This is a genomic window from Stenotrophomonas sp. STEN022, from assembly GCF_056760155.1.
Genome location: NZ_JBRREG010000116.1, coordinates 1 through 12,197 on the forward strand (window position 1 = coordinate 1; position 12,197 = coordinate 12,197).

The following is a 12,197-nucleotide window of genomic DNA, read 5'->3' on the forward strand; positions in this document are numbered from 1 at the left end:
GCTTCGACCACCCCTGGATCCAGGCCTATTTCCACGGACCGCGCGGCCGCGCGGCGGGGGGGGGGGGGGGCCCGGCCCCCCCCCCCCCCCCCCCCGCCCGCGGGGGGGGGGGGGGCGCCCCCCCCCCCCCCCCTAATCTTTTTTTTGGCCAAACAAAAAAAACCCGGGGCCGCCCCCCCCCCCCGGGTCCGGGCATCCCCCCCCCCCCACAACAGCCGCAGCTATTACGGCTGTGCGGTCTGCAGCCGGTAGCTGGCCTGGCTGCGGTATTCGACGCCATTCAATGTGGTGCGTACTTCCACCGCATGCTCGCCCTCGCTCAGCTTGGTCGGCAATGCGGCACGCCACAAATGACTGGATGGCACGGCCTCCGGCGAGCGATCGTAGCCACGCAGTTCCTTGGCAAGATCGTCGGCAATGTTCTCCACCAGCAAACGCGGATCGGCCTGTTTGACCTGTTTCATCGGCTGCCATTCGCCGCCGTCGACACGGAACTCCACCGGCAGACCTTCGTAGCCCATGAACACATTGGCGTAGATGCCCCAGGCCGGGTACGCGCCCTGCCGCAGCACCTTCGGTGCATGCAGAGCGATCTGCTGGTCCGCAGGCGCACGAGCAACGCGGTATTCGACGCTGTACTGGCCTTGCGGGCGGATATTGAGCAAGCCATAGCCGTTCGGCGTCCCGTCGGCCATGGTGGTGTCGGGAATGCCCTGCGCGTCCTTCACTCCGGACCAGAACGCCCCGCAGGCCGCGCCAACGTTGTATTCGTGCAGCGGCTTGGCGCCGTTCCAACCCTGCGCGGCTCCCCAGAACACCTGACTCTGGTTGTGGGTATGACCGCTGACGATCAGCGGATGCGGCACCTGCTCCAGCAGCTTGAACAGACGGGCGCGATCTTCCGTACGGTAAACGTGGTCGAACAGCGGGATGTGGAAGCCCAGCACCACCAGCTTGTCCTTGGGAATGGTGGGCAGGTAGGCCTCGAGGAAGGCGAACTGATCCTCGCGCAGACCGCCGACATAGGCCGGCTTCTGACCGGGCTGGGCGATGATGTCGTCCATGCCGATGAACACCATCGAGGCCTCTTCCCAGGCGTAGGTGTCCGGGCCGAACTGGCGATGGAAGCTGGCCAGCGAATCGGCGTCGCTGCTAGCGCCCAGATCCATGTCATGGTTGCCTGGCACGTGCAGCCAAGGCACACCCAGCGAGGTGACCGCCTTGGTCAACGCGGGATAGAGGCTGGGGTCGTCATTGGTGATATCACCCAGGGTCATGCCCAGGCGCGCCTGATGTTTGCCGCGCAGCGGTTCAATGATGTCGCGCTCGAAGTAGCCGACGTCCAGCGCAGTGCTGGTCTGGCTATCAGCCAGCAACAGCGCCTGGAAACTGCTGGGCGGGTTCTTCTCCAGCTTCAGCGCGAACGGCCGGCACTGCTGGTCGCCCTCGCCCACCTGTGGCCGCCAGATGTCCGGCAGGCCATCGCCGCGCTTGACCGCGCTGTAACCTGCCGGCTTGATGATGAAGATATTGGGCTGGTTGGAAGTTGGCAGCTGATAGCGACCATCCTGGCCAGTGCTGACGATGTGCTCGCCATCGGATACCCGGATGCCCGCCAGCGGCTTCTCACCCACGTCCTGCCGGCCATTGCCGTTGCTGTCGAGGAATACCGTGCCGTCGACGCAGGAGGCGCTGGCTGCAAATGGCACACAAGCCAGCAACAGAGCGGTCAGCAGGGATGGGCGCATGGAGTCCTCGACGACAATGGGCAGGTGCCCATTATCGCCCCGGGATGCTGCAAAGGCATTGCGGCAGGTGGCGACAGAAACCTGTAGCGCCGAGCCATGCTCGGCTAGGCCTTGCCGGTGGGGTTTGGTTTTCCCTGTAGAGCCGAGCCATGCTCGGCTGGGCCTTACCGAAGGCGTTTGGTTTTCCTGTAGAGCCGAGCCAAGCTCGGCTGGGCCTTACCGGTGGCGTTTGGATTTCCCCGTAAAGCCCCTGCCGAGCATGGCTCGGCACTACAGTTGCTCAGCTGGCTGCCTTTTCCGCTGCCTTGGCGTGGCGGTCTTCGAGCACGCCGATCGCATCATCCAGCGACAGGCCCCGTGCGCGCAGCAACACGATCAGGTGGAACAGCAGGTCGGCCGATTCACCCAGCAATTCGTCATCGCGCTGCACGACACCGGCAAGTGCGGTTTCCACACCCTCTTCGCCCACTTTCTGCGCGATGTGCCGTGCGCCCTTCTCGAACAGCTTGGTGGTATAGCTGTTAAGCGGGCGATCGTGCTCGCGCTGCTTGATCAGGGCATTCAATGCGCCGAGGAAGTTGCCCGGTGCGGCGCTGAAGCAACTGGTCTCGCCGGTGTGGCAGGTAGGGCCATGCGGGCGGACGGTAACCAGCAAGGTGTCGCTGTCGCAATCACTGCGGATGTCGACCAGATCGAGATGGTTGCCTGAGGTCTCGCCCTTGGTCCACAGCCGCTTCTTGCTGCGGCTGAAGAAGGTGACCTTGCCTCTGCTGCGGGTGGCCTCCAGTGCGTCGCGGTCCATATAGCCAAGCATCAGCACACGCAGCGTGGCCTCATCCTGGATGATGACCGGGATCATGCCGTTGACCTTCTCCCAGTCCAATGCGGCCGGATCAACCGGTTTGAATTCAGTAGACATCCCTAACCTCGATTTGTTGTTCGCGCAGGAACTGCTTCAGTTCCGGAATTGCGATGGCGCCGGAGTGGAACACACTGGCGGCCAAAGCCCCGTCAACGTCAGCCTGTTCGAATACATCAGCGAAATGCTGCGGCGTGCCCGCGCCGCCAGAGGCGATCAACGGAACCGTACACAGCGCCCGGGCCTGGCGCAACTGTGCAATATCGTACCCCTTGCGCACACCGTCGCTGTCCATGCAGTTCAGCACGATTTCACCTGCGCCGAGGGACTGGACTTCACGCACCCAGTCCAAGGTCAGCCTTGCCTCGGCGCGGGTCTTGCTTGGGTCACCGGTGTAAGAGCGCACCCGCCATTGGCCGTCGGCTTCGCGGATGGAGTCGATACCGACGACCACACACTGCTCACCAAACGCTTCAGCCAACTCCGCGATCAACTGCGGGCGCTCCAGCGCCGGTGTATTGATGGAAATCTTGTCGGCACCGGAATTGAGCACGGCGCGCGCGGTTTCCACATCACGGATGCCGCCGGCGACGCAGAACGGGATGTCGATCAAGCGCGCCACCCGTTCGATCCAGGCGCGGTCGACCGAGCGGCCTTCCGGACTGGCGGAGATGTCGTAGAACACCAGCTCATCGGCGCCCTGGTCGCGGTAACGCAACGCCAGCTCGGTGATGTCGCCCATGTCGATGTGGTCGCGGAACTTGACGCCCTTGACCACGCGGCCTTCGCGCACGTCCAAACAGGGAATGATGCGCCGGCTCAACATGACAAGGCCTCATCCAGCTGCAGGCGGCCTTCCAGCAAGGCTTTGCCGAGCACGGCACCGCCGCAACCTGCAGCCTTGGCCGCGCGGATGTCGTCGGCATCACGCACACCGCCCGAGGCCTGCACGGCGACGCCAGGCAGCAATTGCGCCAGATGCGCGTAGAGTTCGATATTCGGACCGGACAGCATGCCGTCGCGGGAAATGTCGGTGCACAGCAGGTGCTTCATGCCGGCCTGCGCGTAACGCTGGGCCAGCTCATCCAGGGTCACGTCTGCGGTTTCGGTCCAACCGTGCACCGGCAAGCGCCAAATGCCGTCTTCACCCTGACGCGTATCCAGCGCGATGGTCAGCTGCTCGGCGCCGAACTCGGCCAGCCAAGCCAGCACCTGCTCGGGCTGACGTACCGCCAGCGAGCCAATCACCACACGGCTGGCGCCGGCATCAAGCATGCGGGCGACGTCATCGCGGCCACGCACGCCGCCGCCGGTCTGCACCTTCAGTTTGGTGGTCGCTGTGATCTGCTGCAACAAGGGAGCCAAGGTATAGCCGCCGGCCTTGGCCGCATCCAGATCGACCAGGTGCATCCAACTCGCGCCGGTCGCAGCGAATGCCTGCGCGCGCGGCAAGGCGTCGTCACCGTACGTGGTCTGCTTGGCGTAATCGCCCTGCAACAGGCGCACGACGCGGCCGTCACGGATATCCAGCGCGGGGTAAACAATGAAACTCATGCGGCAATCTCGAGAAAATTCTGCAGGATGCGTGCGCCCGGCCCGGCCGAACGTTCGGGATGGAACTGCGCCCCGCATAGGCGTTCGCGCTGCACCACTGCGGTAAACAGGCCGCCGTGATGACAGGCAGCGACGGTGTCGGAAGTGACAGGAGCGGCGTAGCTGTGCACGAAGTAAGCGCTCGAGCCCAGCGGCACGCCATCGAGCAAGGGCGATTCGCGCAGGGCGAGCAACTTGTTCCAGCCCATGTGCGGCACACGCACGCCGACACCGGGATGCAGGCGGCGGACGATACCCGGCAGCAAGCCAAGGCACTCCACATCACCCTCTTCCGAACGCTCGAACAACAACTGCATGCCCAGGCAGATACCCATCAACGGCACCTGCAGCTCGCGCAGCGGTTGCACCAATCCTTGCGCATGCAGACGCTTCATGCCTTCGGCCGCAGCACCAACACCGGGCAGTATCACCCGCTCAAGGCCGGCCAGATCCGTTGGCGCACGCACCATCTGCACGTCAACCTGCAGCCGCTCCAATGCGTAGCGCACCGATCCCAGATTCGCGCCGCCGGCATCAACCAGACCAACCCTGCTCACAACGCGCCCTTGGTGGAAGGCAGTTCGGTGCCTTCCTTGCGGATGGCCTGGCGCAAGGCGCGTGCCAAGGCCTTGAAGCAGGCTTCAACCTTGTGGTGATCGTTCTCGCCTTCCACCTTGAGGTTGAGGTTCAAGCCGCTGGCATCGCATAGCGAGCGGAAGAAATGCGGCACCAGTTCAGTCGGCATGTCGCCAACGCGCTCACGCTTGAACTCGCCGTCGAACACGAAGTAAGGGCGGCCACTGAAATCCAACGCGGCGCTGGCAAGCGTCTCGTCCATCGGCAGGGTAAAGCCATAGCGACCGATGCCGCGCTTGTCACCCAAGGCTTCACGTAAGGCCTGGCCCAACGCGAGACCGGTGTCCTCGATGGTGTGGTGTTCATCGATGTGCAGATCGCCTTTGGCTTCCACTTCCAGCGCGAAGCCGCCATGACGGCCGATCTGGTCGAGCATGTGGTCGAAGAACGGCAGGCCGGTGTTGATCTTCGAGCTGGCGACCTTGTCCAGGTCGACGAACACGCGGATCTGGGTTTCCTTGGTATCGCGCTGCACGGTAGCGCGGCGTGGCGCGTCGGCCAGTTCATGGGCAATGGCATCCCAGTCCCATTCGCCGCCGAACTGTCCGGTGCGCAGCTGGAAGCCCCGTATCTTCATGTTGTCGGCGAACTGGATATCGGTGGGACGATCACCCACCATGCCCGAGCGCGCCCAGTCGATGCTGCGGTCCTGCAGATACGAGACCATCATGCCGATGCCCGGCTTGCGGTTTGGACTGTTGTCCTGCGGCCAACTCGGGTCGATCAGCACATCGCGGAACGTAATGCCCTGGCTGGCGAAGATCTGCAACATCAAGTCATTCGGGCCGTCGAAGCTGGCCTGCGGATAGCCTTCGGAACCGAGGCCGTCCTGGTTGGAAACAATGACGAACTGATAGCCGGCATCGCGCAGTTTCAGCATCGCCGGGATCACGTTCCTGACGAAGCGGATTTTCTCATAGGCGTCGATCTGGAAGTCGGCCGGCTCCTCGATCAAGGTGCCATCGCGATCGACAAACAGAATGGGGGTCATGCGGTGAGCTCCAGCGTAGCAAGTGCGTCGAGGACGCGGTCGTTCTGTTCGGGGGTGCCCAGAGTGATGCGCAGGGCGTCCTGCAGCTGCGGCGCGGCACGCTGGTCACGCACCACCACGCCGGCATTCAACAAGGCTTGAAAAGCGGCTTCGGCATCGTTGAAGCGTACCAACAGGAAGTTCGCGTCCGAGCCGTAAACGTGGCGTACACAAGGCTGGAGTGCCAAGGCGATGCGCAACCGGCTACGCTCGCTGCGGACGGTAGCGATGCGGGCGCGGGTCTGGGACAGCGCTGTGTCATCCAGGCCGGCAAGCGCGAGGACAGAGCACGGCGTAGGAATTGGATACGGCGCCTGGCAGCACCGCAGCACCGCAATCAGGGCTGCATCAGCAATCACACAGCCAATGCGTGCAGCTGCCAGTGCATGCGCCTTGGACAGGGTGCGCAGCACCGCAATGTTGTCGAAGCGATCCATCAAGGTGGTGGCGGAAGGCGCATCGGCAAACTCGCCATAGGCCTCGTCAACCACTATCAGCGCCTGCCCGCGCAGCGCCTCGGCTACGGCCTGTACCTGCTGCAGTGGAATGCTCAGGCCACCGGGATTGGACGGCGAGCACAGGAACACCAGCTTGGCATTGCCCTGCTTGGCAGTGGCAATGATGGAGTCGATATCAGGTACCAGCCCCGCATTGGTATCCAACAGCGGCACTTCCAGCGCGGGTGCATTCTGCAGCCGCGCACTGACCGCGTACATGCCGAACACCGGTGGCGTGTACAACACCGCATCACGGCCCGGCACACACAAGGCGCGCACCAGCAAATCGATGGCTTCGTCGCTGCCGCGGCCGATCAGCAGCTGCTCGGGCTGGCAACCATACATATCTGCCAGACGCTCGCGCAGGAGCTGCGGCTGCGGATCGGGGTAACGACGGCAACTGGCAGCGGCGTCGCCGGGATTCGCCCATGCCGATTCATTTGCATTGAGCCAGATATCGCCCTGCAGCTTGGCGCTGCGCGCGGAGGAGTAACCGCCGAAGTCGCGCAGATCTTCGCGTACCAGATCGAGCATACTCACGGTGCCACTCCCAGCCGCAACGCAACCGCATTGGCGTGTGCACCCAGGCCTTCGGCGCGAGCCAGAGTCAAGGCACAGGGGCCGATGCCGGCGATACCTTCGCGGCTTGCAGCCTGCACGCTGATCTGGTTCTGGAAGCTGGCGACGCTGACGCCGCTGTAGGCGCGGGCGGCACCGGCGGTCGGCAGCACATGGTTCGTGCCCGAGCAATAATCACCCAGCGCTTCGGGCGTGTAATCGCCAAGGAACACCGAGCCGGCAGCTTCCACTTTATCCAACCACTGCCGTGGCTCGCGCAGGGCCAGAATCAGGTGCTCGGGCGCGTAGCGGTTGGAAATCTCAAATGCCTGCGCGATCGAATCCACCTTGATCAGCAACGATGCACCCAGCGCCTGGCGGGCAATCGCTTCGCGGCTGAGCTGTGCGATCTGTGCTTCGACCTCATCCTGCACGGCGGCAATCATCGCAGCATCATCACTGAGCAGCAGCACCTGCGAATCCGGGCCGTGCTCGGCCTGCGAGAGCAGATCGGCGGCGACGAACGCTGGGTTCGCGCCCGCATCGGCGATCACCAGCACTTCCGAAGGACCAGCCGGCATGTCGATGGCGGCAGCACCGGACTGGGCGACCTGCTGCTTGGCTTCGGTAACGAAGCTGTTGCCTGGACCGAACAGTTTGTCGCAGGACGGAACCGATTCGGTGCCATAGGCCATGGCAGCAATGGCCTGCGCACCACCAATCTTGAACACCCGGTGCACGCCGGTCAGGCGCGCGGCCACCAGCACTGCAGGATCGGCCGTGCCGTCCTTGCGCGGCGGTGTGCACAACGCCACTTCGCGGCAACCGGCCAGCTTGGCCGGCACACCGAGCATCAGCGCGGTCGATGGCAGGGGAGCGCTGCCCGCGGGGACGTACAGGCCGACCCGCGCAATCGGGCGGATGACTTTTTCACAGACCACGCCGGGTGCGGTTTCCACGCTGTACGGCTGCGCCATGCCTGCGCGGTGAAAGGTATCAATGCGATCGGCAGCCTGTTGCATGGCGATGCGCAACTCGGCGGAAACCGCCAATTCGGCGGCAGCAAACTCAGCTTCGCTGACCTCAAATCGTTCCGGCGCAACGCCATCGAAGCGCTCAGTTATTTCGCGTAGCGCCACATCACCGACGCTGCGCACCTGCGCGATCAAACCGGCGACCGAATCGCGGGTCTGCGCGGCAACAGTCTGTACTGGACGGGTCAGAGCGCGCGCCTGTGCATCGGCATCCAGCGCGTTCCAATCGAGGATGTTCATACCAACGACTTCTCCACGGCCAAGACCATCAGGCCTTGCGCGCCGGCGCGCTCCAGCTCTTCCAGCCGCTGCCAGCTGAGTGCGCCACTGCACATCGTCTGCAGACGCACGGCGTCGCCCTGCCCTGGCAGGCGCAGCAGCGGCTCGGCGTCGGGCAACAGTCGGGCCAGTTCGTCAACGCGGTCTTCGCTCGCGCTGAACATGAGCAGTTTCTGGTCCTGCACCTTGCTCAAACCGTCGAGACGGCGCAGCAGCATTGCCATCAGACCCGCGCGGGCGTCATCCAGTTCGTGCACCGGACCAGCCAGTACCGCTTCGCTTTCCAGCAGCACTTCCACCGGCTTGAGCTGGTTGGCGGCCAGCGTGGCGCCACTGGAAACCAGATCGCAGATCAGTTCAGCGGTGCCGAGCTTTGGTGCGATTTCCACCGAACCGGACAGTTCAACAACCTGCGCGTCGACACCCTTGTCTTTCAGCCATGCTGCAAGGATGGCCGGGTAGCTGGTGGCGATGCGCTTGCCCTGCAGCATCTGCACACCCTGCCAATCCCAGTCTTCCGGCACCGCGATCATCAAACGGCAGGAACCGAAACCGAGGCCACGCAACGGTTGGTAAGCGTCCGGCAAGCCGACCTGGCGACGGGCCTTGGCCTGTTCGTCCAGCTCGTTCAAGCCGACCACGCCCAGGTCGCAGACACCGTCGGCGATCAAACCCGGAATATCGTCATCACGCACCAGCAGCAGGTCCACAGGCAGCGATTCGCCGAAGCAGAACAACTTGTCGCGGCTCTGCCGCCAGCTCAGGCCACAGGCTGCCAACAGGCTACGCGCGGGATCGGCCAAGCGGCCGCTTTTCTGAATGGCGATACGCAACCGGTCGCGTGCCGGGGCAGAGGTTGAAGCACTCATGGGGTTATCTCAGTTGGATTCGGTTTTGCGCGTGGCGAGGCGATCGATGGCGGCGGCATAGCCACCGGCACCGTGCTCGAGCGAACGCGCGACCCGGCCGATGGTGGTGACGCTCACCCCGGTCAGGTCATAGATCTCGCGATAAGGCACACCTTTGCGCAGCAAAGGGACCACCCGCCAGCGGTCCGCCATGGCCTCCAGCTCGGCCGGCGTGCACAGATCGCGCAGGAAGGCCTGCACCTCCTGCGGCTTGTCCAGCGCAGCCAACGTACGCGCCAGCGCCTTCAACGGGGCGTCGGATGGCTTTTCACGTTCGATGTCAGGGCGTGTTTTCATCATGTATCAATGTAATAGCGTGCTAATACATTAGTGCGAAACGCACCCCGAGTCAAACGACCCAATCGGTAGTGCCGAGCCGTGCCCGGCACTACAGGTATAGCCACCTATGTGGGAGCGGCGTGAGCCGCGAAGCCGGCGCCACATCCGTCGGTAGAAGGCTTACCCCTCCCAGCCCTCCCCTTCGCTGCGCGAAAGGGAGGGAGCGGATCTGTAGTGCCCCGCCAGGGGCGGCGCCGGCGTTGGCGGGCCACTTGCCGCCCCGCCTTGCGACGGCCAAAAGGTGCCCCCCCCCCCCCGGCCGGGGGGGCGCCCGCCGCGCCCCCCCCCCCCCGCGCCCGGCCGCCCCCCCCCGCCCCCCCCCCCCGCCCCCCCCCCCCCCCCCACTACAGACAAAAAAAAGCCCCGCTATGCGGGGCTTTTCATCAGCGCGCCATCGCGCGGGTCTGTTCCAGCTCCACCTGGAGGGTAGAAGCCAATTCATCCCGGGCCACCTCGAACTGCTGCTCACGCAGCAGATCCTTCACCGCCACCACGCCGCGCGCCAGCTCGTCCTCACCGGCCAGCACCACGAAGCGGATGCCGGCCTTGGCCGCGTACTGGAACTGTTTGCCGATCTTCTTCGGCTCCATCTGCACTTCGGTATTGATGCCGCCGGCCCGCAGGCGACGAGCGATATCCAACGACTGCGGCATCGCCGCCTCGTCCATCAACGCGACCATCGCATGCACGCTGCTTTCGGCGATTCCGTCGATAAGATTGGCCTCGCGCAGCTGCCAGAACAAACGGGTCAGGCCGATCGAGATACCAACGCCCGGCAACCTGGACTTCGTGTAGTGGCTGGCCAGGTCGTCATAACGGCCGCCCGAGCAGATCGAGCCGATCTGCGGGTGATCAACCAAGCTGGTCTCGTACACCGTGCCGGTGTAGTAATCCAGCCCGCGGGCGATGGAGAAATTCAGGCAGTACGCGGCTTCCGGCACGCCCAGTGCCTTCACCAGCTCCAGCACTTCGCGCAGTTCGGACGCACCGGTACGCAGCGATTCGCTGGCCGAGTCGCCTGCAGCAGCCAATACCGCGTCGATCTGCGCCAACGCGTCCGCGTGCGAGCTCGAACGGACCTCGACGAACGACAGGATGCGATCGACGGCGTCAGCCGGCAGACCAAAGTCGGGACCAACCAGGGTTTCACGCACATAGTCCGGGCCACGCTTGTCGAGCTTGTCGACCTCGCGCAGCACCAGCGCCTGCTGCCCGGCATCCACAACGCCCTGCGCTTCGAAGAAACCACGCATCAGCTTGCGGTTGTTCAGCTGAACGGCAAAGTTGCCGATACGCAGCTCAGAGAACACTGCGTAGATAATTGCCAGCACCTCTGCGTCGTAACGGATGCTCAACGTGTCCTTGCCGATCACATCGACGTCGCACTGGTAGAACTCGCGGAAGCGGCCGCGCTGGGCACGTTCGCCACGGTAGACACGCTGCATCTGGTAGCGACGGAACGGGAAGCTCAGGTCGTGCTCGTGCTCGGCCACGTAACGGGCCAGCGGCACGGTCAGGTCGAAGCGCAGCGCCATCTCCGGCAGGCCGCCCTTGTCGGCCGACTCGGCGGCATTGGCCAACGCACCGGTGGACTGCACGAAGTACACCTGGCGCTCTGTCTCGCCGCCGGACTTGGTCAGCAGCACATCGGACAGCTCGAACACAGGGGTTTCCACCGGCAGGAACCCGAAGCGCTCGTAGTTGCGGCGGATGACGTCCAGCATGCGCTGGAACGCGATCTGCTCGCGCGGCAACAATTCCATGATGCCGGGCGGGGTACGGGGCTTGATCACGGGCAAAACTCCTGCAACTCAATAGGGGGAACGGTCGCCAATTCTAGCCGCACACCGCCCGTCTGGCCGCATGAAGTACAATTTGGGGCACCCTCCCCCCCTGTTGTAGACATGTCCCGGCCAGCCCAAGGCACCGAGCAATACCCCGTTTCGTCTGTTGCCGCCGAAGGCAATGGCGGGCGCGAGTGCCTGCAGTGCTCGGTTCGCCACCTGTCGGTGTGCTCGGCCTTGTCCTGTGATGAGGTACATGCGCTGGAGCAGATAACCGTCTCCACGCCAGTCGCCATGGGCACTACGCTGGCGCGTGCCGGTGAGCCGCGCGCTTATGTCTATACAGTAACCGAGGGCGCGCTGCGCCTGGTGCGCACCCTGGCCGACGGTCGCCGCCAGGTGAACGGCTTCGTACTGCCGGGCGATTATCTGGGCCTGAGCGGCAGCGACCACCATCGCTACGATATCGAGGCGATTGCCGACAGCCGGGTCTGCCGGGTGCCGACCACGCAGATGCGCGATCTGCGCCAGCGTTACCCGCACCTGGAACGCAAGTTGCTGCAACGCGCCTGCCAGGAGCTGGATGCGGCCCAGGACAATGCACTTGCACTGGCCCGCCTGCAGCCGCCGGAGCGGCTGGCCGACTTCCTGCTGCGCCTGGCTGCCCGCGAGGCAACCTTGAACGGCCGCAGCAGCAACCGGGTCTCCTTGCCGATGGGCCGCGGCGATATCGCCGACCATCTTGGCCTGACCATGGAGACGGTGAGCCGTACCTTTACCAAGTTGCGCCAGCAGGGCCTAATCGCCCTGCCCCACCTGAATGTGGTGGAGATCCTGGATTTCGCCGAACTGCAACAGCTGGCCAACGACGAGTTCTGACGCTCCATCTGTAGAGCCGAGCCATGCTCGGCTGCGGCGCTACCGATAAAGCC

The 12,197-nt window shown here is 64.3% G+C and carries 12 protein-coding genes; 1 reads left to right on the forward strand and 11 read right to left on the reverse strand.

Annotated elements, in window-relative coordinates; all coding sequences use genetic code 11:
• Positions 1 to 224: 224 nt before the first annotated feature.
• The 11 genes from ACVOMF_RS18435 to hisS all read right to left on the reverse strand — a co-directional run bounded on the left by ACVOMF_RS18435 (position 225) and on the right by hisS (position 11,274).
• Entirely contained in the window at positions 225 to 1,748 is a 1,524-nt protein-coding gene (locus ACVOMF_RS18435; protein ID WP_481510559.1) for a calcineurin-like phosphoesterase C-terminal domain-containing protein, read from the reverse strand.
• 280 nt (positions 1,749 to 2,028) lie between these two features.
• On the reverse strand, positions 2,029 to 2,667 hold the full coding sequence (gene hisIE, locus ACVOMF_RS18440; RefSeq protein ID WP_481510560.1) for a bifunctional phosphoribosyl-AMP cyclohydrolase/phosphoribosyl-ATP diphosphatase HisIE: 639 nt from the start codon (positions 2,665 to 2,667) through the stop codon (positions 2,029 to 2,031).
• The gene (hisF, locus tag ACVOMF_RS18445) at positions 2,657 to 3,433 is read right to left on the reverse strand and encodes an imidazole glycerol phosphate synthase subunit HisF (RefSeq protein WP_282272328.1); all 777 of its coding nucleotides are present in this window, start codon (positions 3,431 to 3,433) and stop codon (positions 2,657 to 2,659) included. Before hisF ends, hisIE begins: the two co-directional genes overlap by 11 nt.
• Entirely contained in the window at positions 3,427 to 4,161 is a 735-nt protein-coding gene (gene hisA / locus ACVOMF_RS18450) for a 1-(5-phosphoribosyl)-5-[(5-phosphoribosylamino)methylideneamino]imidazole-4-carboxamide isomerase (protein WP_296248099.1), read from the reverse strand. The genes hisF and hisA overlap by 7 nt, the downstream gene beginning before the upstream one ends.
• Positions 4,158 to 4,757, reverse strand: a complete 600-nt coding sequence (gene hisH, locus ACVOMF_RS18455; RefSeq protein ID WP_296248101.1) for an imidazole glycerol phosphate synthase subunit HisH — start codon at positions 4,755 to 4,757, stop codon at positions 4,158 to 4,160. Before hisH ends, hisA begins: the two co-directional genes overlap by 4 nt.
• Positions 4,754 to 5,827: a bifunctional histidinol-phosphatase/imidazoleglycerol-phosphate dehydratase HisB gene (gene hisB / locus ACVOMF_RS18460; RefSeq protein WP_282272334.1), complete on the reverse strand. Its 1,074-nt coding sequence runs from the start codon at positions 5,825 to 5,827 to the stop codon at positions 4,754 to 4,756. Before hisB ends, hisH begins: the two co-directional genes overlap by 4 nt.
• Positions 5,824 to 6,897: a histidinol-phosphate transaminase gene (hisC, locus tag ACVOMF_RS18465; RefSeq protein WP_481510566.1), complete on the reverse strand. Its 1,074-nt coding sequence runs from the start codon at positions 6,895 to 6,897 to the stop codon at positions 5,824 to 5,826. Before hisC ends, hisB begins: the two co-directional genes overlap by 4 nt.
• 2 nt (positions 6,898 to 6,899) lie before the next feature.
• A complete protein-coding gene (hisD, locus tag ACVOMF_RS18470; RefSeq protein WP_481510561.1) occupies positions 6,900 to 8,195 on the reverse strand; it encodes a histidinol dehydrogenase in 1,296 nt (431 codons plus the stop codon).
• A complete protein-coding gene (hisG, locus tag ACVOMF_RS18475) occupies positions 8,192 to 9,103 on the reverse strand; it encodes an ATP phosphoribosyltransferase (protein WP_481510562.1) in 912 nt (303 codons plus the stop codon). The genes hisD and hisG overlap by 4 nt, the downstream gene beginning before the upstream one ends.
• A gap of 9 nt (positions 9,104 to 9,112) precedes the next feature.
• Entirely contained in the window at positions 9,113 to 9,439 is a 327-nt protein-coding gene (locus ACVOMF_RS18480) for a YerC/YecD family TrpR-related protein (RefSeq protein WP_481510563.1), read from the reverse strand.
• A 425-nt stretch (positions 9,440 to 9,864) separates the two neighbouring features.
• Positions 9,865 to 11,274, reverse strand: a complete 1,410-nt coding sequence (gene hisS / locus ACVOMF_RS18485; RefSeq protein ID WP_481510564.1) for a histidine--tRNA ligase — start codon at positions 11,272 to 11,274, stop codon at positions 9,865 to 9,867.
• Positions 11,275 to 11,385: 111 nt separating this feature from the next.
• Here hisS and ACVOMF_RS18490 point away from each other — a divergent pair, with 111 nt between their 5' ends.
• Complete coding sequence (locus tag ACVOMF_RS18490; protein ID WP_481510565.1) at positions 11,386 to 12,144, forward strand: Crp/Fnr family transcriptional regulator; 759 nt, start codon at positions 11,386 to 11,388, stop codon at positions 12,142 to 12,144.
• Positions 12,145 to 12,197 lie beyond the last annotated feature (53 nt).